General features: G+C 41.1%; 34 protein-coding genes. 25 read left to right on the top strand and 9 right to left on the bottom strand.

Going from position 1 to position 26,766, the window contains the following annotated elements; all coding sequences use genetic code 11:
- The first annotated feature begins 116 nt into the window (after positions 1-116).
- The 5 genes from NST40_RS17095 to NST40_RS17075 all read left to right on the top strand — a co-directional run bounded on the left by NST40_RS17095 (position 117) and on the right by NST40_RS17075 (position 2,807).
- Positions 117-302 (top strand): DUF3797 domain-containing protein, encoded by a 186-nt coding sequence (locus tag NST40_RS17095; protein ID WP_076218001.1) that lies wholly within the window; start codon positions 117-119, stop codon positions 300-302.
- A 727-nt stretch (positions 303-1,029) separates the two neighbouring features.
- Positions 1,030-1,278: a hypothetical protein gene (locus tag NST40_RS17090; protein ID WP_076218000.1), complete on the top strand. Its 249-nt coding sequence runs from the start codon at positions 1,030-1,032 to the stop codon at positions 1,276-1,278.
- A gap of 162 nt (positions 1,279-1,440) precedes the next feature.
- Positions 1,441-1,740, top strand: coding sequence for a hypothetical protein (locus NST40_RS17085; RefSeq protein WP_076217999.1), 300 nt, complete (start codon positions 1,441-1,443; stop codon positions 1,738-1,740).
- Positions 1,741-2,028: 288 nt separating this feature from the next.
- The gene (locus tag NST40_RS17080; RefSeq protein WP_256719019.1) at positions 2,029-2,163 is read left to right on the top strand and encodes a hypothetical protein; all 135 of its coding nucleotides are present in this window, start codon (positions 2,029-2,031) and stop codon (positions 2,161-2,163) included.
- A 41-nt stretch (positions 2,164-2,204) separates the two neighbouring features.
- The gene (locus NST40_RS17075; protein WP_076217998.1) at positions 2,205-2,807 is read left to right on the top strand and encodes a phage terminase large subunit; all 603 of its coding nucleotides are present in this window, start codon (positions 2,205-2,207) and stop codon (positions 2,805-2,807) included.
- Positions 2,808-3,220: 413 nt separating this feature from the next.
- Here the strand turns inward: NST40_RS17075 and NST40_RS17070 are convergent, their stop codons facing one another.
- The 5 genes from NST40_RS17070 to NST40_RS17050 all read right to left on the bottom strand — a co-directional run bounded on the left by NST40_RS17070 (position 3,221) and on the right by NST40_RS17050 (position 6,667).
- A complete protein-coding gene (locus NST40_RS17070; protein WP_076217997.1) occupies positions 3,221-3,553 on the bottom strand; it encodes a hypothetical protein in 333 nt (110 codons plus the stop codon).
- 418 nt (positions 3,554-3,971) lie between these two features.
- Positions 3,972-4,319: a hypothetical protein gene (locus tag NST40_RS17065; protein ID WP_076217996.1), complete on the bottom strand. Its 348-nt coding sequence runs from the start codon at positions 4,317-4,319 to the stop codon at positions 3,972-3,974.
- A 172-nt stretch (positions 4,320-4,491) separates the two neighbouring features.
- Positions 4,492-4,890, bottom strand: a complete 399-nt coding sequence (locus NST40_RS17060) for a hypothetical protein (protein ID WP_081387530.1) — start codon at positions 4,888-4,890, stop codon at positions 4,492-4,494.
- Between the two features lie 68 nt (positions 4,891-4,958).
- On the bottom strand, positions 4,959-5,795 hold the full coding sequence (locus NST40_RS17055; RefSeq protein WP_076217995.1) for a discoidin domain-containing protein: 837 nt from the start codon (positions 5,793-5,795) through the stop codon (positions 4,959-4,961).
- Between the two features lie 677 nt (positions 5,796-6,472).
- Positions 6,473-6,667, bottom strand: a complete 195-nt coding sequence (locus NST40_RS17050; protein ID WP_076217994.1) for a tyrosine-type recombinase/integrase — start codon at positions 6,665-6,667, stop codon at positions 6,473-6,475.
- Positions 6,668-7,031: 364 nt separating this feature from the next.
- On the opposite strand from NST40_RS17050, the gene NST40_RS17045 reads away from it, so the two are divergent.
- The 6 genes from NST40_RS17045 (at position 7,032) to NST40_RS17020 (ending at position 11,172) form a co-directional block, all read left to right on the top strand.
- Positions 7,032-7,532, top strand: coding sequence for a hypothetical protein (locus NST40_RS17045; RefSeq protein WP_076217993.1), 501 nt, complete (start codon positions 7,032-7,034; stop codon positions 7,530-7,532).
- 298 nt (positions 7,533-7,830) lie between these two features.
- Positions 7,831-8,520, top strand: coding sequence for a hypothetical protein (locus NST40_RS17040; protein ID WP_342409753.1), 690 nt, complete (start codon positions 7,831-7,833; stop codon positions 8,518-8,520).
- Positions 8,521-8,950: 430 nt separating this feature from the next.
- On the top strand, positions 8,951-9,154 hold the full coding sequence (locus tag NST40_RS17035) for a DUF5316 domain-containing protein (protein WP_076217990.1): 204 nt from the start codon (positions 8,951-8,953) through the stop codon (positions 9,152-9,154).
- A 29-nt stretch (positions 9,155-9,183) separates the two neighbouring features.
- Positions 9,184-9,336, top strand: a complete 153-nt coding sequence (locus tag NST40_RS17030) for a hypothetical protein (protein WP_179087018.1) — start codon at positions 9,184-9,186, stop codon at positions 9,334-9,336.
- Between the two features lie 238 nt (positions 9,337-9,574).
- Positions 9,575-10,357: an MBL fold metallo-hydrolase gene (locus tag NST40_RS17025; protein WP_342409752.1), complete on the top strand. Its 783-nt coding sequence runs from the start codon at positions 9,575-9,577 to the stop codon at positions 10,355-10,357.
- 38 nt (positions 10,358-10,395) lie between these two features.
- On the top strand, positions 10,396-11,172 hold the full coding sequence (locus NST40_RS17020; protein ID WP_076277055.1) for a methyltransferase domain-containing protein: 777 nt from the start codon (positions 10,396-10,398) through the stop codon (positions 11,170-11,172).
- Here the strand turns inward: NST40_RS17020 and NST40_RS17015 are convergent, their stop codons facing one another.
- The 4 genes from NST40_RS17015 to lexA all read right to left on the bottom strand — a co-directional run bounded on the left by NST40_RS17015 (position 11,173) and on the right by lexA (position 13,647).
- A complete protein-coding gene (locus NST40_RS17015) occupies positions 11,173-11,751 on the bottom strand; it encodes a hypothetical protein (protein WP_076277054.1) in 579 nt (192 codons plus the stop codon).
- A gap of 222 nt (positions 11,752-11,973) precedes the next feature.
- Positions 11,974-12,354: a hypothetical protein gene (locus NST40_RS17010; protein ID WP_139329870.1), complete on the bottom strand. Its 381-nt coding sequence runs from the start codon at positions 12,352-12,354 to the stop codon at positions 11,974-11,976.
- A 150-nt stretch (positions 12,355-12,504) separates the two neighbouring features.
- Positions 12,505-12,843, bottom strand: coding sequence for a L,D-transpeptidase (locus tag NST40_RS17005; RefSeq protein WP_076128407.1), 339 nt, complete (start codon positions 12,841-12,843; stop codon positions 12,505-12,507).
- Positions 12,844-13,020: 177 nt separating this feature from the next.
- On the bottom strand, positions 13,021-13,647 hold the full coding sequence (gene lexA / locus NST40_RS17000) for a transcriptional repressor LexA (RefSeq protein ID WP_036687720.1): 627 nt from the start codon (positions 13,645-13,647) through the stop codon (positions 13,021-13,023).
- A gap of 251 nt (positions 13,648-13,898) precedes the next feature.
- On the opposite strand from lexA, the gene NST40_RS16995 reads away from it, so the two are divergent.
- The 14 genes from NST40_RS16995 to NST40_RS16930 all read left to right on the top strand — a co-directional run bounded on the left by NST40_RS16995 (position 13,899) and on the right by NST40_RS16930 (position 26,654).
- Positions 13,899-14,312, top strand: a complete 414-nt coding sequence (locus NST40_RS16995; protein ID WP_076128409.1) for a LysM peptidoglycan-binding domain-containing protein — start codon at positions 13,899-13,901, stop codon at positions 14,310-14,312.
- A gap of 109 nt (positions 14,313-14,421) precedes the next feature.
- A complete protein-coding gene (locus tag NST40_RS16990; RefSeq protein WP_036687717.1) occupies positions 14,422-14,631 on the top strand; it encodes a DUF896 domain-containing protein in 210 nt (69 codons plus the stop codon).
- Between the two features lie 49 nt (positions 14,632-14,680).
- Positions 14,681-15,202 carry a hypothetical protein gene (locus tag NST40_RS16985; protein WP_076128411.1) on the top strand — a complete coding sequence of 174 codons (522 nt, stop codon included), beginning with the start codon at positions 14,681-14,683 and terminating at the stop codon, positions 15,200-15,202.
- Positions 15,203-15,236: 34 nt separating this feature from the next.
- Positions 15,237-16,022: an HAD family hydrolase gene (locus NST40_RS16980; protein ID WP_036687714.1), complete on the top strand. Its 786-nt coding sequence runs from the start codon at positions 15,237-15,239 to the stop codon at positions 16,020-16,022.
- A gap of 262 nt (positions 16,023-16,284) precedes the next feature.
- The gene (locus NST40_RS16975; protein WP_038571571.1) at positions 16,285-16,710 is read left to right on the top strand and encodes a FixH family protein; all 426 of its coding nucleotides are present in this window, start codon (positions 16,285-16,287) and stop codon (positions 16,708-16,710) included.
- Between the two features lie 119 nt (positions 16,711-16,829).
- Positions 16,830-20,267: a methionine synthase gene (metH, locus tag NST40_RS16970; protein ID WP_076128413.1), complete on the top strand. Its 3,438-nt coding sequence runs from the start codon at positions 16,830-16,832 to the stop codon at positions 20,265-20,267.
- Positions 20,268-20,410: 143 nt separating this feature from the next.
- Complete coding sequence (gene rnz / locus NST40_RS16965) at positions 20,411-21,358, top strand: ribonuclease Z (protein ID WP_076277053.1); 948 nt, start codon at positions 20,411-20,413, stop codon at positions 21,356-21,358.
- Positions 21,359-21,642: 284 nt separating this feature from the next.
- Positions 21,643-22,431 (top strand): TIGR01457 family HAD-type hydrolase, encoded by a 789-nt coding sequence (locus tag NST40_RS16960; RefSeq protein ID WP_076217983.1) that lies wholly within the window; start codon positions 21,643-21,645, stop codon positions 22,429-22,431.
- A 46-nt stretch (positions 22,432-22,477) separates the two neighbouring features.
- The gene (locus NST40_RS16955) at positions 22,478-23,293 is read left to right on the top strand and encodes a DNA-formamidopyrimidine glycosylase family protein (protein ID WP_076133771.1); all 816 of its coding nucleotides are present in this window, start codon (positions 22,478-22,480) and stop codon (positions 23,291-23,293) included.
- Positions 23,283-24,140, top strand: coding sequence for a deoxyribonuclease IV (locus tag NST40_RS16950; RefSeq protein WP_342410908.1), 858 nt, complete (start codon positions 23,283-23,285; stop codon positions 24,138-24,140). The genes NST40_RS16955 and NST40_RS16950 overlap by 11 nt, the downstream gene beginning before the upstream one ends.
- Positions 24,141-24,143: 3 nt before the next feature.
- The gene (locus NST40_RS16945) at positions 24,144-24,488 is read left to right on the top strand and encodes a cyclic-phosphate processing receiver domain-containing protein (RefSeq protein WP_076184432.1); all 345 of its coding nucleotides are present in this window, start codon (positions 24,144-24,146) and stop codon (positions 24,486-24,488) included.
- Positions 24,485-24,808: a thioredoxin family protein gene (locus NST40_RS16940; protein ID WP_076128425.1), complete on the top strand. Its 324-nt coding sequence runs from the start codon at positions 24,485-24,487 to the stop codon at positions 24,806-24,808. Before NST40_RS16945 ends, NST40_RS16940 begins: the two co-directional genes overlap by 4 nt.
- Positions 24,808-25,590: an ATP-binding cassette domain-containing protein gene (locus NST40_RS16935; RefSeq protein ID WP_342410907.1), complete on the top strand. Its 783-nt coding sequence runs from the start codon at positions 24,808-24,810 to the stop codon at positions 25,588-25,590. The genes NST40_RS16940 and NST40_RS16935 overlap by 1 nt, the downstream gene beginning before the upstream one ends.
- Entirely contained in the window at positions 25,587-26,654 is a 1,068-nt protein-coding gene (locus NST40_RS16930; protein ID WP_342409751.1) for an SAM-dependent methyltransferase, read from the top strand. Before NST40_RS16935 ends, NST40_RS16930 begins: the two co-directional genes overlap by 4 nt.
- Positions 26,655-26,766 lie beyond the last annotated feature (112 nt).

Raw genomic sequence — 26,766 nt, 5'->3', positions numbered from 1 at the left:
GTTAATTGAGCTCAACCACATAAAACATTAAACGGTATGCCGACAATGTCCTACGGGCGTTAGAGCGGCATACTTTTTTAATATTCCCAAGCGGTTGGAAATTGGAGGTGAAATCTATGAATTTCACAGAGGCGATTAGGCTTTCAAAGAAGTATGCTGAGTGCCCAAAGTGTGGGAATGGAAATATTGGAGCAGGTGAAGGAACAATCAATATTGACGAAAACTCATTTGAACGCACCTGTAAGTGTGGCTGGAGCAAAACGATAAAGGTTAATCCAAATTCACAGCGCTTTACATTTTAGTTGTAAGGTTTTTGCCTAAATCATGCTGATTTGTAAAGTGATAATCCTGTATATGGTAGTGTGGTTGTTAAATATCCGGTAATAAGGCGAAATGGTTGTATTGCTGATGGCAGGAAAAAATTTCCTTAGTCGAGAATCGCTGAAAGCGGGAAATTTATTTTTTTTATTGTAAATCAGAAACAGATCACAAATATTAATAATAAAGGATTTATACTAAAATTTGCTATATATCTAAAATATGATAGCATTATACAGATAATAAAATACATTTTAGGAAGTAACAACGAAGAAAAGTGAAATTTCGAGAATTGTTGTCATGACTCTAATGTTTTTATCACTGATTATTTCGGTTGTTCCAAGCGGTGCTTCAGCGGCAGATTGGCCAATGGGTTATGAGGAGGCAAAAGCGAATGGTACGCCTTCACCTTACGGACATTCGGTCCAATCAATAGGGACATCTTTACCGGTAAGGAGTCAAAGTGCATACAGTAGTATGGACTTAGTAGTAAGTGGCGACTTGATTCAAAGAAGATATTTCGATTCTGAAGGAAAAGTTTAAATGGATATTTATTATACTAATCATGGGAATCCGGTGTTACATCCGGTAGTTCCACATAGACATAACTGGACCTTCCCTAATGGAGTATTCGGAAATCCAGTACGAGGACCTTGGTATTAAATAGAATTTATTGTATAATCAATAGATTTTAAGATTGGGGGTGGTTTAATGGATTATGGTATAACTGATTTAGAAAGCGATCTTTCTATTGGCAGGGAAATCGAATTTACTTTTGAGAATGAAAGATATTCAATAAGTAGGGTTAGTACTGGATTTTCTTTTACAAAATACAATGAACCATCTACTATGCAAAATTATACCGACCACACTGAGCTTTTAGGTAATGCAAAGATCGGGAATGAGTTATTAACTGATATTTTTAAGGAAAGGAGAATTAAAATTGAAGTAATATTTTGAACTCGGGGAGTCGCTGAAAAGCGACTCTTTTTGTATTGTAAATAACCCATAATCTAAACCCCAAAAGCTGCAGGGGTGACGGCGAAGTAAGGTACATGGGTATTGAATAGCAGGTGAATTTTCCTTGTGCGTCGAATTATGACGATGAGGGGGGTGATCATTTTGAATTGGGCAGAAAATATACAAAAAGCAATAAAAGCACACGAAATACTGGCTCAAGAAATTGAATTAGCGTTAAACGAAAGCATATCTGAATTAGAAGGTTTAGGCTTGGCTGCTCGTTATGAATATCTTACTCTGCATCCGCTTGAATGGAAGGTCTCTATTAACAATAAAGAAGTTATAATGACTAAAAAGAACGTTCTGGATTACAAGGAACAGCATGAAGCAGGTAGATTTGTTAATTATGATGGAGACACAAAACAAGCAGTTCAAAAATTCTTAGAGAATAGATTTGCATAGGCACCTTCGGGTGCTTTTTTCATGCCTTAAATACGGGGGGGATAATATAATGCCAAGAGCACGTGATCCAAACCGGGACCGCTCACTAGAGATATGGCGTGAACACGGTGGGAAATAACAAACAGGCAGATAGCCGAGCAACTGGACATTGACGAAAAGAAGGTAGTCGTCTGGAAGCAGCGTGATAAATGGAGTGTTGTACAACAATCATCAAATAACGTTGTACAACAGCCAAAGAAAAGTGTTGTACAACAAAAGAAACCGAAATCCAACAAACAGGAAAAAATAGTGGCTCGAGGCGATCCACCAGAAGTAGAAGCTGATCTAACTGACAAGCAAAGAATGTTTGTACTTAAATATATGGATGAAGAGACTAAGCTCCGCGTGAAGAAGATGCAGCTTGAAGTTGCGGGCCATCAGTAAAGAAGTCCAATCTGAGGTTGTATTCATAAAGGATGATCTTCATGAGTAAAGTTATTAGCTTACAGGAGAGCGTCGGCAAGGGATACGCAAAGTTTTGGCATTTTAAAGGGCGTTACCGGGTAGTCAAAGGCGGTAGGGGTTCGAAAAAGAGCACTACAGCCGCTTTATCTATTATTGCAAAGATGATGGAATATCCTTTAGCGAATACTTTAGTTCTGCGTAAGACGTTCAATACTCATAAAGACTCTACCTGGGCACAGCTTAAATGGGCAGCTAATAGGCTAGGAGTGGGTAACAAGTGGCAATTTAAGAAAGTACCACTAGAAGCTATATATAAGCCAACAGGTCAAAAGATATTGTTCCGAGGTCTAGATGATCCGATGTCAATCATCTCTATTACGGTGGACACCGGATATTTGTGTTGGGCATGGTTTGAAGAAGCCTATCAGATCCTTAATGAGGATGATTTCGATAAGCTGGATATGTCAATTCGTGTTCTGCTGCCGGAAGGATACTATAAGCAGCTAACGATTACTTTTAACCCATGGAATGAAAAACATTGGTTGAAACATCGCTTCTTTGATACCGAGAACCCAGATACATTTGTGGATACTACAACATATCGATGTAATGAGTTCCTGTGAGACGAGGACCGCAAGCTATTTGAGTGGATAAAGAAGCATAAATAAACCAAAGCATCATAGGGTTGAGAGTGACGGAGATTGGGGTATCGCTGAGGGTGCTATATATGAAGACTGGGGGGAAGAAGAGTTTGATTATCGAGTTATTGCCAGGCAGTGATTAATTGAGTGCTACAAAGAAAGTCTTAGAGAGCGATACGGAATTTTTGACAGCAGCTCTATCCCAATCCAAGGTATCCGTATGGTTCGGCTGGAACCTGATCCAATTGGCCATCTTATAGATTATGGTGGGATTGTAGAGGGGGATACACCGGAATCAATAAGATCAGCGGATCTCGTTTATCCATGAAAGGTTCGAGTTTAAAGTGTGCATAAATAAGACCTCCCTATAGTAAAGAGAGGTCTTATTTTGATTATTATTTAACAAGAACTATATAATACATTGTATTTCCATTTCCAAAATCTGCGGCTACAGTGCTTGCCCCCGGAGACAAAGCTGTAATCAATCCGTCTTGCCTTACTTCAATACTACCATCCGTATGGATATACCAAAAGTCATACCCTGTTACCCACATTGTATCCCCGACTTTAAGATTAAGAATAGCCTGATAATATTCTCCCGCAGCAACTACCTCGTTTGCGGAAGGTGATGAATTCGGAACTGTAGAAGTACTGGATGCAAAAGAGGTCGACCCTAACGAAAAACAGGTAGCAACAGTTAATAGACCAGCTAAAATTTTCTTTTTCATAATCCAACCCTCTTTCCTAATTTTGGAACACAAACCAATTATGTAGTATAAATGTATAAAAGTAAACATATATAGTAGATTAATAGACTATTGAATATTAATTTAGGATATATAACAATTAAATGGTTTGTTTTTCGTGGAATTGTCTTATTGTGTGACATAAAGCTTGTTTAAATAATGTTCTAAATAAAGTTAATTTAACAGTTCAGAAACACCTAAACCCTGCGGAGTGGATGGGTATTTTATTGTTTAGGGAGTTGATTAATTGAGTGCTGCATAGGATTTCAACAGATTCTATTAAGCTCGCTGGAGCTCATTTTGATCGGGGGTGGTTTGAATTCAGAACATACCTAGAATAACCCGCCGGGCTTATGCCTGCGGGTTATTTTATTGAGTTTTATTAATAAAAGATATTTTTTTAATAACTTACATGGAACCTAAAAAGAAATACAACGGCATTGCCCATCTCTGCGCTTACAACGGTAATACCAGGTTCAACCGGAGTAACTACGAAGCGATCTGTTCCTACAATAGTAGAGCCATCATTATAAATTACATTCCAAGTTATACCCGAATATTCAGAACCAAAATCTCCTACTTTTAAGTAAATGTCTTTCTCATAATAAACATAAGGTGTCACTTCAGAAGTTACCGATGGTGAAGAGTTAGTAGGCGTTGGAATTGTGGCATCAGCAGCAAATGAAGTAGATCCTAAAGCAAAACAAGCAGAAATAGTTAAGAGGCCAGCTAAGATTTTCTTTTTCATGATTCAACCATCCTTCCTATATTTGGGATACAATCCAATTATGATGTACTTATATCCAAAAGTAAACATAAAATGTATAATTATATATTATTAAATATTAAAATGGGATAATAGATAGAGAAAGGGTTATTAAATTCATTTAATACATACTATCTTCTAGTAGTACATGAATTTAGGAAATGTCTATCATTAGGTGCAGTCCACGTAGATCCTTACCTTTGTACATTAAGATATCAAAGATGGCATAATATACTGGGAGAGTCCCTGTGAGTTGAGTTATTTTATCAGTTCGTCTCGCTTGAAAGCGACTCATAACAGCTTCGAAATCTGATACTCCAGTTGTAGGGTCAACACAGGCTACTTCTCCATCCAAAACAACATCTTCAGCAAATGGGAGATGTAATTCAGGATACTGCCGAGTGCAATCATTATTGTGCCGTGTATATAGCCGGATTTTTCCGGACTCTTGAGAATAAATAAGACGATGCCCATCTATCTTTGGTTCATATATAAAATCGCTATGACTGAATGGTCCAGCAGTAGTTTGTAATAACATAGGTGATATAAACATAAAAAACCTCCTTCATCCAATTATAGCTTCTGGCTACTAAGGCTGGAGGAGGGAAGTGATAGGAAAAGCTATTTTGTTAAGGTATATTCACTAACTTCAAATGTAAGTATCTTATCGTGTACAACATATTCAGTACGTTTGCTAAAAGGGCCTTTGTTGTTCTCGTGCTTATCTATTCCATACTTAGCAGATCCCGAAGCACCGTCGTACCAATTTAGGAATGTAGTAACTTCTGACATTGGTAGATCAAACTCTTTTTCTAACCCAGTGGTTAGAGTTACTGTCAAAATTGCTCTGTCACTTGTTGGAACTTCCGGAGTAGCAGATGGAGTTGGTACAGGCGTGATAGTTGGTTCTGGAGCAGGAGTGTAGTTCATTTTTATTTCACCAATAGTAACAAAATAAGAGTATCCATTATTTTCTGATATATTTAATCTGTATTTTTTATACTCTTTTTCATTATTAAACGCGAATACTTTGTTCACTGATGTAGTCCAACCAGTAATATTGTTTTGAGTATCAAGAACAACCCAGTTTTCCCCATTCCATCCTTCGAAAGTCCAATTTTTAGGTGATTCTTTTGCTACATTCTCGTTTTTGCCACGACCTGTTAGAGAGTAAGAGTTAACAATTTGTGGACTTTCAAATTCATAAGCTATCCATCCATATGGCACACCTTCTTTAGAAGCCCACCCATAGTCGTTGTTGTTATTGTTAAATGCGTTGAATGCTTGATGGTCAATCCCCCATTCGCTACTTGCACTTACCACTCCAGATGGAGAAGTATTAGATGTCATTACCGGAATTAAACTTGATACTGTTGTGGTATTTGCTTTAGTAATAGAAACAAAACTAAATAGCAGAAGTAAGGATAAAATGATAGGTACGTAAATTTTCTTTTTCATATGTATCTCCTTTAGTATGTTTATAGGAATCAAAGATACATAATGCAACAAGAACCGTCTAAACAATATTTTTTAAATATGTAATAAAAAGAGTGTTATATTTATTAATTCATAATAATTACATTTGGTGATAGGATTTCTATTGATTTAAGAAGATATGTTTGATTATAATGCGAACAAAGGTTCTTGTTTTTTAGGGGGTATCAACATGCAAATAAAGAGTGGTTAAACTGTTGAAATTGTTTACTTAGATAAAGTTGGCAAGATTACTCAGCGTAAAATTAAAATTAAAGGTATGAAGGACGGCAAGATTTGCGCAACTTGCTTAAACACTGGTGTCCCAAGAGTATTTCTAGCGGGAAGTATATTAGCTTGGCAGGCAAGTGATAAAGGAGCAATTGCATGAAACCATTAACGGATAAAAGAAAAAGAAGTCCTTGAAGCGTTGATTAAGATGATCAAAGTCAATCACTATCCACCTACTTTGCGGAGGAGTCGACGAAGACAATGAAACCAAACAGCGTAAGAAACTTGAAGGTAATGCATGACGCTTTACTAGAATCTTAAAACCCTTAACGTCTTTGGCGTTGAGGTTTTTTTTGTGTGTAGGCGTGGGAGTAGTAAGGAATCTCTGTAATGACGGTGCCCACAAAATGCCCACAAAAAATTAGTGGATGCTAATCGAGGATAGATCTTATGTGAGCTTTGTACTTTTCTATACTGCTTACTTCAATCTTCTTGGAAATGTGAGAATAGACATCAGATGTAATTGTAATACTGCCATGTCCGATTCGCTCCTGAACATACTTCATATCATTGTCTGCTTCTAGTAGGAGCACTGCATGAGTGTGTCTTAGTGAGTGAATCGGCATAGGTGGGAGACCGATCCGTTTCTAAATTCGGGAAAATGGATTGAATAAAGAAGAATTAATACACGATAGAATATCCAATAAATAAAGCGCCGAATACTTTCGTTTCAGGAACATCACAAAATGACAGGGTGATGTGGGCAACTGATAAATAACTTTGGATATAAAATCCTGCACAATTATGTATATCTAGATGTCGAATAACAGAAATAGACGTTTTTCATTTTATATTTACACTAAAGGACAGTATTTGCGATATTCTATTAAATAATTTGGAAACTTATGAACTATATGTATATTTTCTAAAGAATGATAATATTAAAATGTAATCGGCCGATTAACTATCTTATCGAAGGATGGAAGCATAGTGAAAATAAAAAAATATCTATCTGTACTTCTTGTTGCAGCAGTAGTTTTGATTCCATCGGCCTCCGCATTTGCTGACGAGAATAGTTCAACGTCCCAAATCACTCCTTATGTTGTTGGAGTTGGCGATAGTAGAGCGAATGCAATAACAATAACACCTAATGAATATGGCGGCCAAATTTTTGATCTGTTCATCCAAAGTGCTACCGATCAAGATTGGTTTAAATGGACAAATACATCAGCAAATTTCAAAAGAATTGTAGTTAATGTGGGAGGGTATAGTGGTAATGGTCCCACAAGAGCAGGTGTGATAGTTAGTTATAACGGCGTCAGTGAACTGGGACCTATATATACTGCTAAAGCGGGAACTTGGGAGACTCAGTCTTTTAGTAATATTATACTTCCACCTGGAGCAAGCATTTATGTTGTTGTAGACAATCCAAACTTTACTTCTATGTCGCAGTATCGTTTGAACTTTTCTCATTACGATTACAGTATTTAATTTTAGCAAAGAAGCATCTCAATAATAGATTGAGGTGCTTCTTTTTTTGATACTAATAATTATATAGACACGCCCATTGAGGCTTTTTTTATTTTGCTCTCTGAACTTAAAATAATAGGTGCCCGAACCGTCCTAGAACAATTTGAATTTCGAGCACAACTCCATAGCTGTAAATAAGAACGAGTCGATTGTTTGAAATTTTTCAATCCGTAGCAATAAAATTGAGAAAAGGTTTGAAGAATAAGAGGACACGTCACTCATGTGGGTAATAACTAATATAGTAATAAGGAGGTGCGTAATGAAAAAAATATTATTAATTACAGTTACTAGTATTCTTCTGTCTGCCTCAATTCTCGGTGCATGTAGTAACAATAAAACAACAGACGAGGCAAAACCTACAGCGTCAAGTGCAGCGACAATGCCAGTTGTTGAAGCTACAAGCACTCCTGAACCTTCTGCTACTCCTTCTATGGAGGCGCAGGAGTCCGCCAGTCCGGAGGCCACTGATCCTCTAACATCCGATCGGCCAAAGACCAAAGCATTTGGTGAACAGGAGGGAGGGGTCTCAGGGCAAGAAGGTACACTTGGGAAAGGTGATGGATATTCCCTGTATGTTTTTCAGGGTTTCACACTAGACTCACAGTCTGGTCGTTTATCATTAACTGAGGATCCAACCTATTATGCCGAAATTAAACACTTACCTGCCGATTACGATCTTACAGCTTTGAAGCAGCAGGGACAAACCGAGCTTTCTGCAATTGGCAAAGCAAACGACCATAGCGGGGAACTAATTGAACATCCTCTAGGTTTTGCTGAACTATATCTGCAGGCAACTGGTGATAAAGGGATAGAAGATTATATGGTCTGGAAGAATCAGGCGGGGGAAGCTTTTCTTTTTCGGATACACAATCCTAAGGGGGATTCGTCGAATAAGTTTGCACCTTGGGTGATGGTTTCACTTGCAACACTTGAACTTGAAGGGAATTAAGTGTAAACAGAACCGAAGGGGTTGTATGGAGTAGAAGAAGTGTGCCATAACCATAATCAAAAAAATGGTTGTTGGCACACTTCTTCTACTTCTTTTTTGGTACCTTACTTCATTCGAACGCCAATTTCCGTTTGCTGAGGTTGCAAATTTCGCGTATGAGCCCGCTATAGGACCCAGTAGACCTTATATGAAGCTTTACCCTACATTTGGGATAATAAAGGACTCCATAGTCGCCATTGGCATTGAAAACACTCAATATGAGCCTCATCCTTAGGAATAACGTCACTGGAGTCCGAAACCATGCTCCAAAGGCTGAAAATTAGCAAATAGCGTCATCTGGGTCCGAAAGTCATGGCACGTAGTAGAGGGATTTAATGTTAAAATATCTTATATATAGATAACTAATTCTTTCCTGGGAAGGAGTAAGTTCATGCAAATTTTTATTTACATAGGATTGGGCTTTTTTATAATTGCAGGTATATGTGTTGGAGCCTTCACGACAGGTACACAACAAAGAGGTAACTTTTATTCGGAATCCAAGCGAGACCGTAAAGCTAAAAACAAAGTAGCTAATTGGTCCGCTTTAGGTGGTCTTATTTCATTAGCTATAGCTGGGATTCTTTATTTGTTGTAATTGAACGAACAGCATAAGGAGGAGCAGTGTTGCAGATGGTGAAGATTTTTAATGAAAATACGGTCTCATTTACTCAAAAACAGTCTCCGATCCCAGAGTTTGCTTGGCATACGAGTGAAAGATTAGCTGAAATGGTGGGTTCCAAGCATTTAGTTTTTGATATCAGATCTTTAGGTTACTGAAGGGGATGTAATATTTTTTGAAATGGGACCGGAAGGGGCGCACCAGCTTTATAATCATTCCGATGCACCATGCAGGTATCTGGATCTCCGAACGAACCAGGGAATAGATATTTGCGAATATCCAGACTCAGGCAAAATCAACATTTTGCCCTATCAAGAAATCTATCAAGCAGATGAACAGGCGGATTATTGTAAGGGAGAAGAGCATGTAAGGGAAAAATGGAATGGGGGAGCGTAATTGATTAAAGATCGTTGGTTTACAGTAACGGAAATTGATCCGACCACCTATGCAATCAGTGAATATGGACATTGGGAAAAGGTGCATTCTTTTTTACTCTTGGGGCAAAAACAAGCCGCGTTAATTGATACGGGATTAGGTATTGATAATATTAAAAGAATAACGGATCAGTTAACGGATTTACCTATCGCTGTCATAACTACGCATGTGCATGCAGATCATATTGGCAGTCATGGACAATTCGAGACAATCTATGTACATAAAGAGGATGCGGATTGGCTGATTAACGGAATAAAAGGCTTGTCCCTTGCCCAGATTCGTAAAGATATGAGCCGGGACATCAGCCTTCCTGTTCCTGAAACCTTTGATCCTAACACCTACATACCTTTTCAAGGGAAACCAACAGCTCTTTTACAAGAAGGGGATGTGCTCGACATAGGCGGGCGCAAAATAGAAATATACCACACACCAGGTCATTCGCCAGGTCATATCAGCCTTTTTGATCATGCCAACGGATATCTGTTTACAGGTGATTTATTGTATGACGTTACGCCAATCTATGCCTTTTACCCTTCGACTAGTCCGGTTGATTTAGTGGCATCCTTAGAAAAGATTACGGAAATTCCAGGAGTTACCCAAGTATTCGGTTCTCATAATACACTGGGTTTAGATCCATCTATTTTACAAGAGGTCAAAAAGGCGGTTCGTGAGTTACGTGAGCAAAAGGTAGTAGCACATGGTACGGGCATTCACCAGTTTGATGGGTTTAGTGTGCAATTTTAGATTTTTCTATGTCGAAAACAAATGAGAGGTATGGCGATATGGTGTCTACATCAAAGGCTTTTACTAAATCAATAGATTCCTATTTAAACTACATTAAAATGCCTTGGGGGAGATTGTTTTATCATTCCGCTTGGCAGCAAATTGACAATCACTGCAGCTCTGATGAGGCAAAATCTATTTTAGATATCGGCTGTGGTTTTGGGATAACCAGTCGTGAATTCGCAAAAAAAGGTTATACAGTTACAGGGATAGATCCGACTCCAGAGATGATAGTCATTGCGCAAGAGTCTGCATGTAAAGACGGTCTTAACATAGCCTTTAGATCGGCAACGCTACAAGATGCAGATGTATTAGCGGACGGATATGACTGGATTTTTTGCCATAATGTGCTTGAATATCTCGATGATCCAAAACAATTGTTAATGGACATTAGTAAAAAACAAAATGAAAACGGAATGCTTTCTCTTATAACTCATAATCCAGTGGCAAAAGTGATGAAAAAAGCCGTTATGAATAAAGATCCTATGGGGGCTATAGACAGTATTGGAAACACGCAGGAATATAGCGGCATTATTCAAACAGACATTACCATCTATACAAAAGATCAATTAGTGGAATGGCTCGCGGAGTGTGGTTATGAGATTAGAAGTATATACGGAATACATAATATCTACGGATATATCGTGGATAATGAAATAAAAATGGATGAGCAATGGCATGTAGAAATGGTGGAGCTAGAGCTTAAGTTAAGCAGTTTATCTCCATACAAGGACGTTGCTATTTTCACACATCTTATTGCGCAAAAAGCAACTTAATTATTCAGAGACGATTGACCTGAACAGTGCATGCAATTGCTGTACTTGGGAGAAAGCTTCCTTGTACTGGTTGTCGGATTGTCGAATAGGCAATAAACCCGGCAAGAAGGAGATACAATACACAGGCGTTTCTTTGCTGTTCATATATATTTTAAGCGTAAGCTCTTCAATCACATTAGCTTCTTCATCGGTGTCCTTAAGGATGTTAATATCTGCACTTGTTGCAGTAGTTTTGCTGTTTTGATGTCTTTTGGATACTTTTGAAAGGGTAAGTGCGTTAACCACAATCTCGGATCCCATTACATTATCAAATGAGTATAGCTTTGCTACTGCTTTTTTGTTACTCTTCGGATTTTTGGTGCCAATTGCTAATTTTTTATTAGGCTCGTTAAGTGCGATCAAGTGAGATTGATTGGGGGGAATGAATGTTTTGGTGAAGCTGATGTTAAAAGATGAGGTCGCATTAACTAGCTTAGAAATTTCAGATGAAGCAGATAGCGTTTTCAATTTTATAATGGCGGCACTTAGAATTAAAACAACTCCTAAAATAGCAAATAAGTACATCAGGATAATCAGCATATAATCACACCTCCTAGTTATTTCATTAGACTCAAATTGTTGCTTATTGAAAGATATGCCTGAATGATCTCCACTAGTATCTTTTAAAAGGGAAATTCGTGGAATTATAGGATCGACTTCACGATTAACCCAAAAAAAGCACCCAGAGAAACCTTCCGATTCTGCAAATGATGCAAAATTGGGGGTTGCTGAAAGAGTGCTTTTTAAGGTGATTATGTAAACCTATAGAAAATTGAAGGCAGTGATATGATCGGTATAAACAATCAGCTGTTTGTATTCGATCGGAGTCCCATAACTAGCATAAGGTCTTACAGTAACGTCATTGAGGACAACAAAGTTATAGCTGAAATTTTTATCAGGGTGTTCTGCTCCCAAATAAGATATGTATTCGTCTACAATTACATCATCCATCAAAGATTTTAAATCAAATACATCCTCTTTGTTGGAGACGGTTGGAGAGACGATTCCCTGAATGCTGCCAAAAGAGGTGAGCAAATTCACTTTTTTTCCACTAGCTTGTTCATCATTTAAAAGTAAACCGGACAGCTTACCCAGTGCATCGACTTTAAAATCGACGAGGGTTCTAATTTTTGAATTATTCAAACTAAACACATCCTTTTCAATTTGCAATCCTGTTAACAATATTCGACATATAATCACCAAACTCCTAGTATGCTAATGAAAAAATACTTACTTATGTAATGACCCCCATTTTTTAATGTGATTTGGGGGTTGCCGAGCCTCCATTCGAATTTAATTTCTTATCGTTACTCGTGTGCCTATAGGGACAATAGCAGCGAGTGCTAACACATCCTCGTTGTACATCCGGATGCAGCCGTGGGACACCTCTTTCCCAATGGAGGAAGGGTCATTGTTTCCATGAATTCCGTAGTGTGGTTTAGACAGTCCCATCCAAAAAACACCGAAGGGACCCCCTGGGTCGGGTTGTTTGTTAATAATAGTGAATTCACCCACTGGGGATTGGGTTAACATCTTACCGATGCCGACAGGGAAACCTCTAATCACAATATCATTGTCCAGAAGATATAACATTCGTTGGGTCAGATCTACAATAATTCGGTAGTTGGGCATTATACGCAACACTCCTTTCTAATTAGGATATGAGCAGAACGCCTAAAGGGTTATTCATAGAAAATGGCCATTTTAGCCATTGGGAACAATTGTTCGTAAGTGGTTGGAAAGCAAAAAAACGTAGAAAAAAGGCTGTTCCGCATATGCGGAACAGCCTTTTATGTTAGAAGTGCATACTTAGTGGATATCTCGAAACAATCCGATGACTCTTCCGAGAATAGTTACGCGATTAAGGCGAAGCGGCTCATAAGCTGGATTCTCCGGCTGAAGCCGTATATGATCACGTTCCTTGTAAAAGGTCTTAACGGTTGCTTCATCTTCTTCGGTCATGGCTACAACGATATCTCCGTTGTCCGCTGTTTGTTGTTGGCGAACAATCACATAGTCACCATTCATAATGCCTGCGTCCACCATACTATCACCCATGACAGACAGCATAAATACTTTGTTGTCACCTACATAGTGAGTAGGAAGTGGGAAGTAGTCTTCGATATTCTCTGTAGCAGTGATTGGTACCCCGGCGGTAACTTTACCTACGACAGGAATCCGTGAGATGGTCTGCGCGAATTGGTGAACATTCTCTGAATCCTCTTGGCCTAGTAATTCTATTGCACGTGGCTTCGTTGGATCTCGACGAATAAGTCCCTTCTTCTCAAGCCGGTCCAAATGACCGTGAACTGTGGAGCTGGAAGCAAGGCCAACAGCTTCTCCAATTTCCCGGACGGAAGGTGGATAACCCTTGCTGCGGACTTCGCTTCGTATAAATTCCAGGATCGCCAGCTGGCGACTTGAAATCTTTGACATTGGAATCAACCCCATATAGTAATGTTTGGGAAAATTATAACATAGAACTACCGTTCGCACAAACATAAGTTCTAACTATTATAAATATTAATCTGCTAGAGTTAAAAAATGGTAGACAAATGATAATAAAATGAACCGCTTGAGTCTCTCAAAAAAAAGAGAACAATTGTTCTGAAATAGTATTGAACAAAACACATGTTCGTGTTATTATAAATTCGAAAGTAAGAACAAGTGTTTGGAGGATGATGATTATGCTAAAATACAGTACATACCGCAGCATCTACGACAAGGCCCCAGTGGTTGAATCTATAGGACATAATGACGTTGCCCGTAATTCCGCTAAGGTGAAAGAGATAACGGAACGTTTGCTTGGAGGGATGATTTCGTTGTTCCGTCAAGATTTCTTTATTAAGTTAATATTGATTTTCGTGCTAGTATTATCTGGCCTAACAGTAGTGGGAAATGTGTTTGCAGGATCGACGACTATAATGAAGGAAGAGAAGCGGATTGTGGTTGAACGTGGAGATACACTATGGAGTATTGCCCTTAAGAATAAACCAGCTGATATGAAGACAGTTGTTTATATAGAAGGAATTAAACGTTCAAGTGGGATTAAGAGTAGTCAAATTAACGCTGGAGACATACTTACTTTACCTATTTATTAATTTTCTGAGAACATAATAGAATGACCAGTAGAGCTTGCAGGGAGTAGACCTTGACAAGCTCTTTTTCTCATGGCAGAGTTAGAATTAATTTATAGGGGGAGGGAAAGTATTGAATATTGATGAGTTGGTCGCGCGAATTAACGAATTGGCACGCAAACAGAAGAGCGTAGGCCTTAATCAAGAGGAAGTGGCGGAACGCGCCAAGCTTCGTGAAATTTACCTGGGGAATATCCGCAATAACTTCCGAGCACAATTAAATACTATTGAAGTAGTAGATAACGATGAACATGAACAAGGTAACAAGGGGCTTAAACATTAGCTCGCTGTTCCTTTTCATAGATATTTCAGGATGACTAGGGGGAACGCACATGGCCCGTTCTTGGGAAAGAATGGTTCAACGCAACACACAGCAAATCAACAAGCAAAGAAAGAAACAAGGCAAGGATACGATTTATGCCTCTAAATCTCCTACCCAGAATGCCGAAGTCTTTAAAGGTCGCAACATTGCATTTCCGGTAGTGTTAGTGATACTTGGCACTATGTTTTGGGTAGTTGGTTCTATTGATCAGGCCAAAGGCAATGGCATGCTGGCTAATTGGCTGGGAGTAGTACTGTACTATTTGCTGGCAGCGCTATTGTTCTTCCGTCGTCCGTACTTGAAGGTGGAAAAAGCAAGACTGTCCACTATTAAATTCAATCGCGAACGCGGACTTCCAGCTGCAGATATTGAGAAAATCACCCTTTCGCGTGGAGCTGTAGTCATTAAGCACAAAGGGAAACGTACGAAATGGATTTTCACAAAACTTATGAATCGCTATGATACTAATGCGATGAGTACACGATTAGAAGCATTTGCTAAAGCTCACAACATTGAAGTAGTTCACGAATAGAACTAGACCAGTTAAAGGGAGAGGGAGACCTGTAATGCCAATTTCTGCTGTACTATTTGACCTTGATGATACATTGCTGTGGGATGATCGGAGCGTCGAAGAAGCATTTCGTTCTGCTTGTGAAGCCGCCGGGGATACGATTGATCCACAAGAACTAGAAGTTGCAGTTCGTAAGGAAGCAAGTAGCTTGTATGAATCTTATGAGACGTTCCCATTTACAAAGATGATCGGAATTAATCCATATGAAGCACTCTGGGCTAACTTTACGGCAGGTGAACAGCCAGAATTCCGTCAATTGGAGCAGCTTGCACCGGTATATCGTAAAGAGTCTTGGCGTCGCGGACTTGCAGCGTTAGGGGTGGAAGACGAAGCACTAGCTGAGACCTTGGCAACTAAATTCGCAGCAGAGCGCAGAAAACGTCCATACATCTATGAAGAAACAATGCATGTACTGGAGCAGTTACGGGGTCAAGTGAAGCTTTTGCTACTTACGAACGGCTGTCCTGCATTGCAACAAGAGAAACTAGATGGTGTGCCCGAGTTAATTCCTTTCTTTGATCATATTGTGATTTCCGGAAGCTTTGGTAAAGGCAAACCGGATAAGGAAATTTTCCTGCATGCTTTAGAGCTTCTTGATGTAACGCCTGAGCAAGCGGTTATGGTCGGCGATAAGCTGACAACGGATATCCGTGGGGGGCTGGCAGCAGGGTTGACCACGGTCTGGATTAATAGAAAAGGTAGAGCACCTAGTCTTGATATTCATCCGGATCATGAAATCAATCACCTTGAGGAACTTCTTCCACTAGTTCAATCCTTGTAAGATATACAGAGCTATTAGCTCCAACATAAAGACTTTATAAAAGCAGCGAGTTTCTGAGATCCTAAGAAACTCGCTGCTTTTCTGTACATACATACTAACATAAGGATTTCATTAGATTTTTAAGTAAATGATTTAAGTCACAAGACTAATGCGGAATTGATGCGAAATACTGAAAAACCAATAATAATGTGTATAATAGATGGAGATGTATAACATGAATTGGTAGATTTTTATTATTCGATAATGATTGGGAGGGCTCCAAATGATGAGATCGAAGAAATTAGTCGCTGTATTATTAGGTGCAACACTTCTAGTACTAGGTGGATGTTCTTCAAATGGAACCAAGCATTCAGAAATACATAACATGAATATGAACATGTCTATGGAACCTATCAAAGTCGAACTACAATGGAGTCCTGAAGAAGTTGTTGTAAATCAAAAGGTAACCTTTGAAGCTGTGGTGACCCAAGATAACGAGGCAGTAGATGATGCAAAAGAGGTTCTGTTCGAAATTGTGAATAAAAATGATGAGGGACAGAAAATAGAGCTTAAGGGAAAGCTAATTGGTAAAGGAGTCTATCAAGCAGAAGGGACCCTTGAAAAGGAAGGACAATATAATGTCACTTCACATGTGACAGCCCGGACACAGCACTCTATGCCTAGCAAAGAGCTGTCTGTGAAACCATGATTCAAAGGTTCGCAAAGGTTACTGAGCAATAACAGATAAAGCAGAGTGGAAAGGAAGGCTTTTCGAAATTCCTTTATTCTGCTAAACTTACTCTAATGTTTTACTGGGGGGACTATTAGTTGGCTAAATATACACTTGAGGAAAGCTTACAACAAAGGATTTTGATCCTTGATGGCGCAATGGGCACGATGATCCAACAGGTGCCTCTTACTGGAGAAGATTTTGGAGGCGATGAGCTGGACGGCTGTAATGAAATGCTGGTATTAACACGCCCAGAAGTCATTCAGACGATTCATGAGCAGTACCTCGAAGCAGGGGCTGATCTCATTGAGACTAACACATTTGGTGCAACCTCTGTTGTGCTAGCTGAATATGATATTCCTCAGCGGGCACGTGAGATCAATCTAGCGGCAGCAGAGTTGGCTCGAAGAGCAGTAGACAAATATGACACACCTGACCGTCCGCGATACGTCGTGGGGGCTATGGGTCCAACAACAAAAACGCTCTCAGTAACTGGAGGCGTTACTTTCCAAGAGTTAGTTGATAGCTATGAGGAACAAGCAGTGGCATTGATCGACGGTAAAGTAGATGTTTTGCTGCTGGAGACCTCTCAAGATACACTTAACGTTAAAGCTGGAAGTATTGGTATTCGTAATGCTTTTGAAAAGACTGGCATCACGTTGCCGGTTATGATTTCCGGAACAATTGAACCAATGGGTACTACATTGGCAGGTCAGAATATTGAAGCATTTTATATCTCATTAGAACATCTGAAGCCTATCTCTATGGGCCTCAACTGTGCGACTGGTCCTGAGTTTATGCGGGATCACATTCGTTCGCTTTCGGAGATCTCCTCCGCAGCCGTGAGCTGTTATCCAAACGCAGGATTGCCGGATGAGAACGGACATTATCATGAATCTCCAGATTCTTTAGCTCGCAAGATTGCAGCCTTTGCCGAAAAAGGCTGGCTGAACATTGCAGGGGGTTGCTGTGGAACGACACCAGAGCATATCCGTGCGATGAAGGAAGCACTTTCTGAATATCCTCCACGCCCGCTGACAGGTAATCATCCACCTGCACTTTCAGGCATTGAGCCTATCTATATTGAGAACGACAACCGCCCATACATGGTTGGTGAACGTACGAATGTACTTGGCTCTCGTAAATTTAAACGTCTTATCGTCGAAGGTAAATATGAGGAAGCCTCAGAAATTGCCCGTGCTCAGGTGAAGAGTGGGGCACAGGTTATTGACGTGTGTGTACAAGACCCTGACCGTGATGAGATTGAAGATATTAAGCTTTTCTTAGAACTGGTTGTGAAAAAGGTTAAAGTACCCCTGATGATCGATACTACCGATCCTAAGGTTATCGATTTGGCTTTGCAGTACTGTCAAGGTAAGGCGATAATTAACTCCATTAACCTTGAAGATGGTGAAGAAAAATTCGAGCTGGTGACGCCGATCATTCATAAATATGGTGCAGCTATTGTTGTGGGTACCATCGATGAGACGGGACAAGCCATTAAGGCGACAGATAAACTGGAAGTGGCTAAACGCTCCTATGACTTGCTAGTGAATAAGTACGGTTTAGCAGGAGAAGATCTTATTTTTGACACGTTGGTGTTCCCTGTAGGAACCGGAGATGAACAATATATCGGTTCAGCAAAAGAAACGATTGACGGCATTCGTTTGATCAAGGAAGCACTTCCAGGTGTTCATACGATCTTGGGCATCAGCAACGTCTCCTTTGGATTGCCGGAAGCGGGACGTGAAGTGTTGAACTCCGTATTCCTTTATGAATGTACAAAAGCTGGGTTGGATTATGCGATCGTAAATACAGAGAAAGTGGAGCGGTATGCTTCCATTCCTGCTGAAGAACGTCATCTTGCTGAGGAACTGATTTATAATACGAATGATGAGACGCTTTCTGCTTTTGTAGCTGCTTTCCGTGGTAAAAAAGTAGAGAAAAAAGAGAAGATTTCCAACCTGTCACTTGAAGAACGTTTAGCTTCCTATGTGGTTGAAGGTACGAAGGAAGGACTCATTCCTGACCTTAATGAAGCATTGACTAAATCTGGCCCGCTGGAGATCATCAATGGACCGCTGATGGCAGGGATGTCGGAAGTCGGCCGGTTATTTAATAATAATGAATTGATCGTTGCTGAGGTGCTGCAAAGCGCTGAAGTTATGAAGGCTTCTGTCAATCATCTAGAGCAGTTTATGCAGAAGGATGAGACAGCAGTTAAAGGAAAAATTATGCTGGCAACCGTAAAAGGGGACGTGCATGATATTGGTAAGAATCTTGTGGAGATCATCCTCTCCAATAATGGTTATCAGATCATTAATTTGGGTATAAAAGTACCACCAGAGACCATTATCGAAGCCTTCCGTCGAGAAAAAGCTGATGCGATAGGATTGTCCGGGCTGCTTGTGAAATCTGCTCAGCAGATGGTCCTCACCGCTCAGGATTTACGTACAGCAGGGATCGATGTTCCGATTATGGTTGGCGGCGCAGCTTTGACCCGTAAATTTACGAAGACCCGTATTCGTCCAGAATATGACGGTCTAGTATTGTATGCTAAGGACGCTATGGACGGGCTGGATATTGCCAATCGGCTTATGAACCCTGAAGAACGGGAGAAGATTGCCGAGGAAATTCGTGTGGAGGCAGAAGCAGCGGTTGCGGTGGCGCCTAAGCAAGAACTGCCGAAACTAACCAGAGCAGTGCGTTCCAAAATATCTCCAGATGCACCTGTATTTGTTCCACCGGATTTAGAACGCCACGTACTGCGTAACTATCCATTGGGGCATATTATCCCCTATGTGAATATGCAAATGCTGCTGGGTCATCATTTGGGGTTACGGGGTTCGGTAGAAGCCCAATTAGCTGCTGGAGATCAGCGGACTGTTGAACTGAAGGGTACCGTAGACGATATTCTCCATCAAGCAATGCTAGAGGGTACCATTACTCCACATGCTATGTATCAATTCTTCCCTGCACAATCGCAAGGGAATGATATTATAGTGTATAATCCACAGAATACGTCCGAGATCCTGCATACCTTTACTTTCCCGAGACAAGGGGTAGAGCCTCATCTGTGCTTGGCGGACTTTTTGAAACCTGTTGACAGTGGTATTATGGACTATGTTGGATTCCTAGTTGTAACAGCAGGTCACGGTGTACGTGAATTGTCTACTCAGCTGAAAGAAAGCGGAGATTATCTGCGTTCACACGCCTTGCAGTCGGTTGCTCTTGAAGTGGCAGAAGGACTGGCGGAACGCGTCCATCATATGATGCGCGATACTTGGGGTTTCCCGGATCCGGCGGATATGACGATGAAGCAAAGACATGGGGCAAGATACCAAGGAATCCGTGTTTCATTTGGTTATCCTGCATGCCCGGATTTAGAAGATCAAGGTCCACTGTTTAAGTTGTTATCTCCGGAGGATATCGGTGTTCACCTTACAGAAGGCTTTATGATGGAGCCCGAAGCTTCCGTTTCGGCTATGGTATTTGCCCATCCAGAAGCGCAGTATTTTAATGTAGAGAAGCTGTAATTCTTTCATTTATATACCTGGTCTGTAGGGGATTGTATCCCTTTCAGCGGAACCTCCCGTAACTGGGGGGTTTTTTGCTGGAAGAAGGTCGTTTAGAATTGAAAAGAGATGGTTGAGCCAATAAGCAGAAGGGAGGAAAAAGAATGGATTTATATTTTTTAGGTACTAATGCAGGTGTGCCAACGCTACAACGCAATGTAACGTCCGTTACATTAAGACTGCTGGAAGAACGTCGCAGTATTTGGATGTTCGATTGTGGGGAAGGTACACAACATCAGGTTCTTCGTTCACCGATTCGGCTAGGAAAGCTGGAAAAGCTATTCATTACCCACTTGCATGGTGATCACCTATTTGGTCTTCCAGGTCTATTATCAAGTCGTGGTTATCAGGGAGGGACAGCGCCGTTAACGGTGTACGGACCCCCTGGATTAAAAGCTTACTTAGAGATCTCCTTAGCTGTGAGCCAATCCCGAATTCCTTATAAGATTGAGATTGTAGAGCATACAGGAGGAATTATATTCGAGGATGATAGCTTTAAAGTTGAGGCTGCATTACTTGAGCACCGCATTGACAGCTATGGCTACCGGGTAACGGAAAAGGATAGTCCCGGAAGCCTCAATACGGAATTGCTTAAGAGTTATGGTTTAAAACCGGGACCGATTTATGGGAAATTAAAAAAAGGTGAAGATGTTGTTACGGATGAAGGTGTACGAATCTGTGCTGCTGATGTTGTCAGGGAACCCAAACGAGGACGTATTGTTACTATCCTTGGAGATACAAGACCTTGTTCGGGAGCCTTAGAACTCTCTCTTAATGCAGACCTTATCGTTCATGAAGCAACCTTCGCCCATGATCTGGCTGACATGGCGTATCAATATCATCATAGTACAGCCCGTCAGGCTGCAGAGTTAGCAAAACAAGCCAAAGCAGGACAGCTGTTGCTGACTCATTTCAGTTCTCGTTACAGCTCGCATGAAGAGTTAATTCCTTTGCTTGAGGAAGCTGAACTCCTATTCCCAGAGACATTATTAGCTGAGGAATTTAATGCATATCCGGTACCTCGCAGACTAAATGGGCAACAGGGGGAATGATTATTTTCCGGGAAAGCGCAGGAAATGACAGTGCTATGCTAAAAAATGCTGGATGGGACGGTTGTTCGATTTCATTCGACGAAGTGTGTTAGATTTAAAGTAATCACGGAGTAAAAGACGAACGAATGGCTGGACATATTGCCGAAAATCAGTAGGTGATATCTTCCACCTAAAGGGATTGAGTTTTTCTGTAAATCCAAGCAGGGCAAAGGCTACGAGTTTGTTAATACTATTATTTATTTATTATATTAATTAAATTTATTGTGGAAACTGAGGGGTTAGTGATGGAACAAATTGAAGGATTATTGATTGATCTAGATGGTACATTGTACCATGGGCATAAAATGATTCCCGGTGCTGATCTGCTGATAAAAGCTCTTCGTGAAGCGGATATCCCTTTTTTATTTGTTACTAATAACTCATCGCGTACGGCAGCTAACGTTGCTGCCCACTTAAGTGGAATGGGAATTGAGGCGAAACCTGAGGAGGTATGTACCTCTTCTATGGCAGCCGCACGTTACATAGCTGAGGAATCACCTGGGGCTACAGTGGCGATACTTGGAGAAGAGGGACTGCGTATGGCTTGTGTTGAGGCAGGGCTCCAAATCGTCACAGAATCCCCTGATTATGTGGTGCAAGGTATCGATCGTTCTTTTAATTATGCTTCGTTAGCTCAAGCTTCGCGTTGGATTTTGAGCGGGGCAAAGTTTGTGCTCACCAATCCAGATTTAATGTTACCATCAGATGATGGGGTTATGCCGGGTGCGGGTGCGATTGGTGCAGCAATTGAGGCTGCTAGTGGAGTGAAGCCAGTAGTGATCGGTAAGCCAGAATCCCACCTGATCAAATATGCGACAGATCTTCTGAACATTCAACCTGAACATGCTGCTGTTGTTGGGGATAATATGCGTACGGATATCGCTGCGGGTGTTAATGCGGGCTGTCGTACAATCCTTGTTCTTACCGGTTTAACCACTACAGAGAATCTGGAGCACTATAAAAGCATCACAGGGATCACTCCCGATGAAATATGTGCCGATTTAGCTGAACTTAAAATGTTTCTCGGTGTATAATAGCTAGGGTCTTATTTACTTCACCAACTTAGAGGGGACGATGAGTATGCCAGAATTGCCGGAAATGGAGAATTATAGACAGCTGCTTAGCCAGCGTATTATAAATGTTCCGATAACTAATGTAATTGTGAACAGAGAAAAAACAATTAACATGGAGACAGAAGCTTTCATTAATGCCTTGATCGGTGCGCGTGTTGTTTTTGTAGAGCGGCGTGCCAAGTACATTTTGTTTCATCTCCATGATGGACGAAGATTACTATTACATTTAATGCTGGGTGGATTGCTTTTTTATGGTTCAGAAGAAGAACGGCCGGATCGTAATACCCAAGTAGAAATCGCATTTGGTGATCAGATCCTTTATTTTATGGGCCTGCGGTTAGGGTTCTTACATTTAGTATCCGTGAAGGAAAGCGAAGCAACGATGGGTAAGCTTGGACCTGAGCTGCTGGATCGACGGATGACGCCGGAACGTTTTGCTGGAATATTAAAAGGGCGGCGTGGTGCGTTAAAAAGTCTGTTAGTGAATCAGCATGTAATGGCGGGTATTGGAAATTGTTATGCGGATGAGATTGCTTTTGACGCAGGACTTCTGCCTTCAGTTTTAGTACAAAATTTATCACCTGAAGCCATTTCCCGTCTGTATCAAAGCATTCAAAAAGTATTAACTGATGCGACAGAGATTGGCGGATACATGGAAATGCCATTTATGACCGGTGATACGGTTACGGGTTCTTATAATGATCAATGTAAAGTCTATGACCGTGAGGGCGAGCCTTGCCTACGCGATGGGGGAACGATTATCAAAACAGAGCTGTCTGGACGCAAAGTATTTTATTGCCCAGACTGTCAGCATGAAGCCTAAACCCAAAATAGGGGCTCATGTCAGCATTCGTGGTGGATATGGGAGAGCTGCCCGATTTGCTTGGGAGAGCGGTGCAACAAGTTTTCAATATTTTCCGAAAAATCCGCGCAGTCTGAAGTTAAAGACGGTTGATATTCGAGATACAAGGGATTGTGCACTCTTTTGCCAAGAAAAAGGAATCACCTCTATCGCCCACACTCCTTATGCAATCAATATGGCTGCGAATAGGGATGACACTACCCCTCGAAAGGTGTATGTAGACTCCCTACTTAATGATCTGGAAATTGCTGAAGCCTGCGGTTCCTTAGGTATTGTTGTTCATTTTGGACATTTTGCTGGAATGGAGCCGTTACAAGGCTATCAAAATATTATACAATGTATGAATGAGACGCTGGAGTCATGGGAAGGTAACGCCAAGCTGCTAATCGAGAATCAAGCGGGCAATCATGGTACCGAAGGGATTACACTTGAAGAATTGGTGAAGGTTCGTGAGCTTAGCCAGTTTCCCGAGAAGATTGGATTTTGTCTGGATACCTGTCATGCTTTTGCAGCGGGAATTTGGAATCCTGAGCATACGGAAGACTTGCTTGAACGAGGAAACCAGCTTGGATTTTGGCCACATCTTGTAGCTGTTCATCTAAATGATTCTAAGTTTCCCTTTGATTCGAGACGGGACCGGCATGCTGGAATAGGAAAAGGTTATATCGGCGAAGAGGGTCTTAAGCGCTTAATAACTTCTGATCCATTACGTAAAAAATCTGTTGTTTTGGAAACTGAAAAGGGTTCAGATGGCAGTCATCGGAATGAAATAGCTACTGTTCGCAGTTGGTTTGAAGCGGGGGGCTAGAAAGTGACTCATATCTATATGGACGATCTCCGTAAAGGTCCGCTTGGATTTGCTTTAGCCAGGACAACAGAAGAATGTCTTCTGATGTTGCGTGAGTGTGAGGTTGGTATTTTGTCGTTAGATTATGATATGGGACCGGATGATTATTCTGGTGGGGAAGTGGCTAGACGGATTGTTCTGGAAGGACTGTACCCCCGTGAAATCTATCTACACACCTCCAGTGTTTTAGGGAGAAAAGAAATGTATGAAATCTTATACGCGGCTAAACCTGAGGGGATGATCTTGTTTAATGGTCCCCTAAGTTCTGATAAGCTTTATGATATCGCTGGGGAGACGGGTCTGAAATGAAGGAAATGAATGAAGCGGATTTACTGGAGATACTCACGAGACCGGGAGAACCGCTGGTAGTATTTTTGCATACTCCGCTGTGTGGTACCTGTAAGGCTACAGAACGCATGTTGGAAGTAGCGGCACATCTATTGCCTGCTGAACTCCAAATGGTTGCCGGAAATGTAAACATGTTGCCTAATCTGGTCCAACAATACCGTATTACCAGTGTCCCTGCTCTACTTGTGGCTTCTGCTGACCGGATAGAGAATCCGCATATTTATTATTCAATGGTTTCAGTTGAGCGGATTCTGGAATACATAAGGAGTGTTATATCATGATCATTTCATTACAACATTTATCTCTGCGCAGAGAAGAAAGCCTAATCTTGGACGATGTATCGTTAGAAGTGAAGGAAGGCGAAAACTGGGTCATTTTGGGACGAAATGGTTCGGGCAAAACAACCATTTTGGAGATTATGACAGGTTATATATTCCCTAGCAAAGGAACTGTTGAGGTATTGGGGAATAAATATGGTCAATGTGATTTACGCGAGGTTCGTAAAGAAATTGGTTATATTGGTCCTTCCTTAATGGAGAAGATGTCTTTAAATGATCCGGTGTGGGAGGTTGTCGCTACAGGAGCTTACGCTTATTTGCGTTTCTACGAGAGCATTCCACACGATGTGAAGGAGAAGGCAATCCGTTTGCTAGAGGATATGAATCTGGGCAATATGGCACTTCATCCTTTTGGAACCTTGTCACAGGGAGAGCGAAAAAAAGTAATGCTGGCAAGATGTCTTATGGCTGACCCCAAACTTCTGATTATGGACGAGCCTTGTGCAGGTCTTGATCTGTACGAAAGAGAAAAAATGCTGGCTGAAGTAGACAAGCTGAGACAACGTAATGTCTCCGTTGTATATGTAACTCATCATGTGGAGGAAATCGTCCCGCTTTTTACACATGTTGCTTTAATTCGCGACGGTAAGCTAGCTGGTTCCGGACCGAAAGAAGAAGTATTAACCAAAGAAATGATCTTGGCCACCTATGATATTCCTGTTGATGTAGAATGGGATAGCGGTCGTCCCTGGATTAAAATTAGACCTGGAGGCAAAACGATTTGAACGAATTAAGACATGATAACGAAGAGCAGACCACTGCTCCGGAAGAAATATTGTACTCCCGATATATTTGTACAGCTAATCACGGCTTTGCGCCATATGCTCAGGAAGAGCTTCGGCGTTTATTCGGAGCAGTAAAGAGTACGCTGTTGTTGCCGGGAGAAATCTTTCTAGCCACCTTGCAGTCTGAACCCGAGGAAGTATCACGATTGCTCACACAGAATCTGCCCATTTTCCTTCGTCATATACAGCCTGTGCAGTTTCAGGATGAAGGAACCATGGATGCGTTACAGCGTTTGGCTGTGTATTTAAGCCGCCGCAGTGAGCTAGAGGGGGAGAAAGTATCCCTAAATGTTCGTAAAGGGGATCCTTCCTTCTGGCAGGAAAGTCCGGGCGAACTTCGTGAATGGCTGCAGGAGCAATTGCAGAGCTTGGGTGCAGAATTTACAGTACAAGATCCGGTATGGGTCATTTCTGTCTACGCAGACGGGAATGCCTTATATGCAGGAGTGTCCAGACCAGAAGAGAATCTATCCGGCTGGAATGGCGGTGCAATCCGTTTCCGCAAGGAAGACGGACAAATCTCACGTGCTAAGTTCAAGCTGATGGAAGCGGAGAAGGAGTTCGCTATTCCTTTTTACAGCTTCCGTAACGCGCTTGATATCGGTGCCTCTCCAGGGGGCTGGACTTCTTTCTTGCTGGAGCGTGGAATGAAGGTAACAGCGGTTGACCCTGCTTTGATGCATGAATCGCTGCGTAATTACCCGGGTCTGAAGATCCTGCGCAAAAATGCCGGAGAAGTGAAATTCCGTGATAATGAATTTGATCTGCTTGTATGTGATATGAGCTGGAGTCCTAAGCTGATGGCGAAGCTTGTAACCGGGCTGCTGCACAGCCTGTCCCCAGGCGGAACAGCGATTGTGACCGTAAAGCTGATGCATAAGAAACCACTAGCGATGATCAAAGAGATCATTGCAATGTTTGAGGGCGAACGTATGCAGATTCAACGGGCCAAGCAGCTGTTTCATAATCGTGATGAGATCACACTTTATATGATTAAATACTAAGTTAGATCCTAATTTAAAAATCTTAAGGGAAAGCATCCCGTTATTAACGTTATCGTAATCTGCGGTAACAACGTTAATGGCGGAAGCTTTCTCTTTTTTTTATGTGAAAAAG

Source organism: Paenibacillus sp. FSL R10-2778 (assembly GCF_038593035.1).
GTDB classification, from domain to species: domain Bacteria; phylum Bacillota; class Bacilli; order Paenibacillales; family Paenibacillaceae; genus Paenibacillus_AQ; species Paenibacillus_AQ odorifer.
This window is presented reverse-complemented; position numbering and strand designations above follow the sequence as displayed.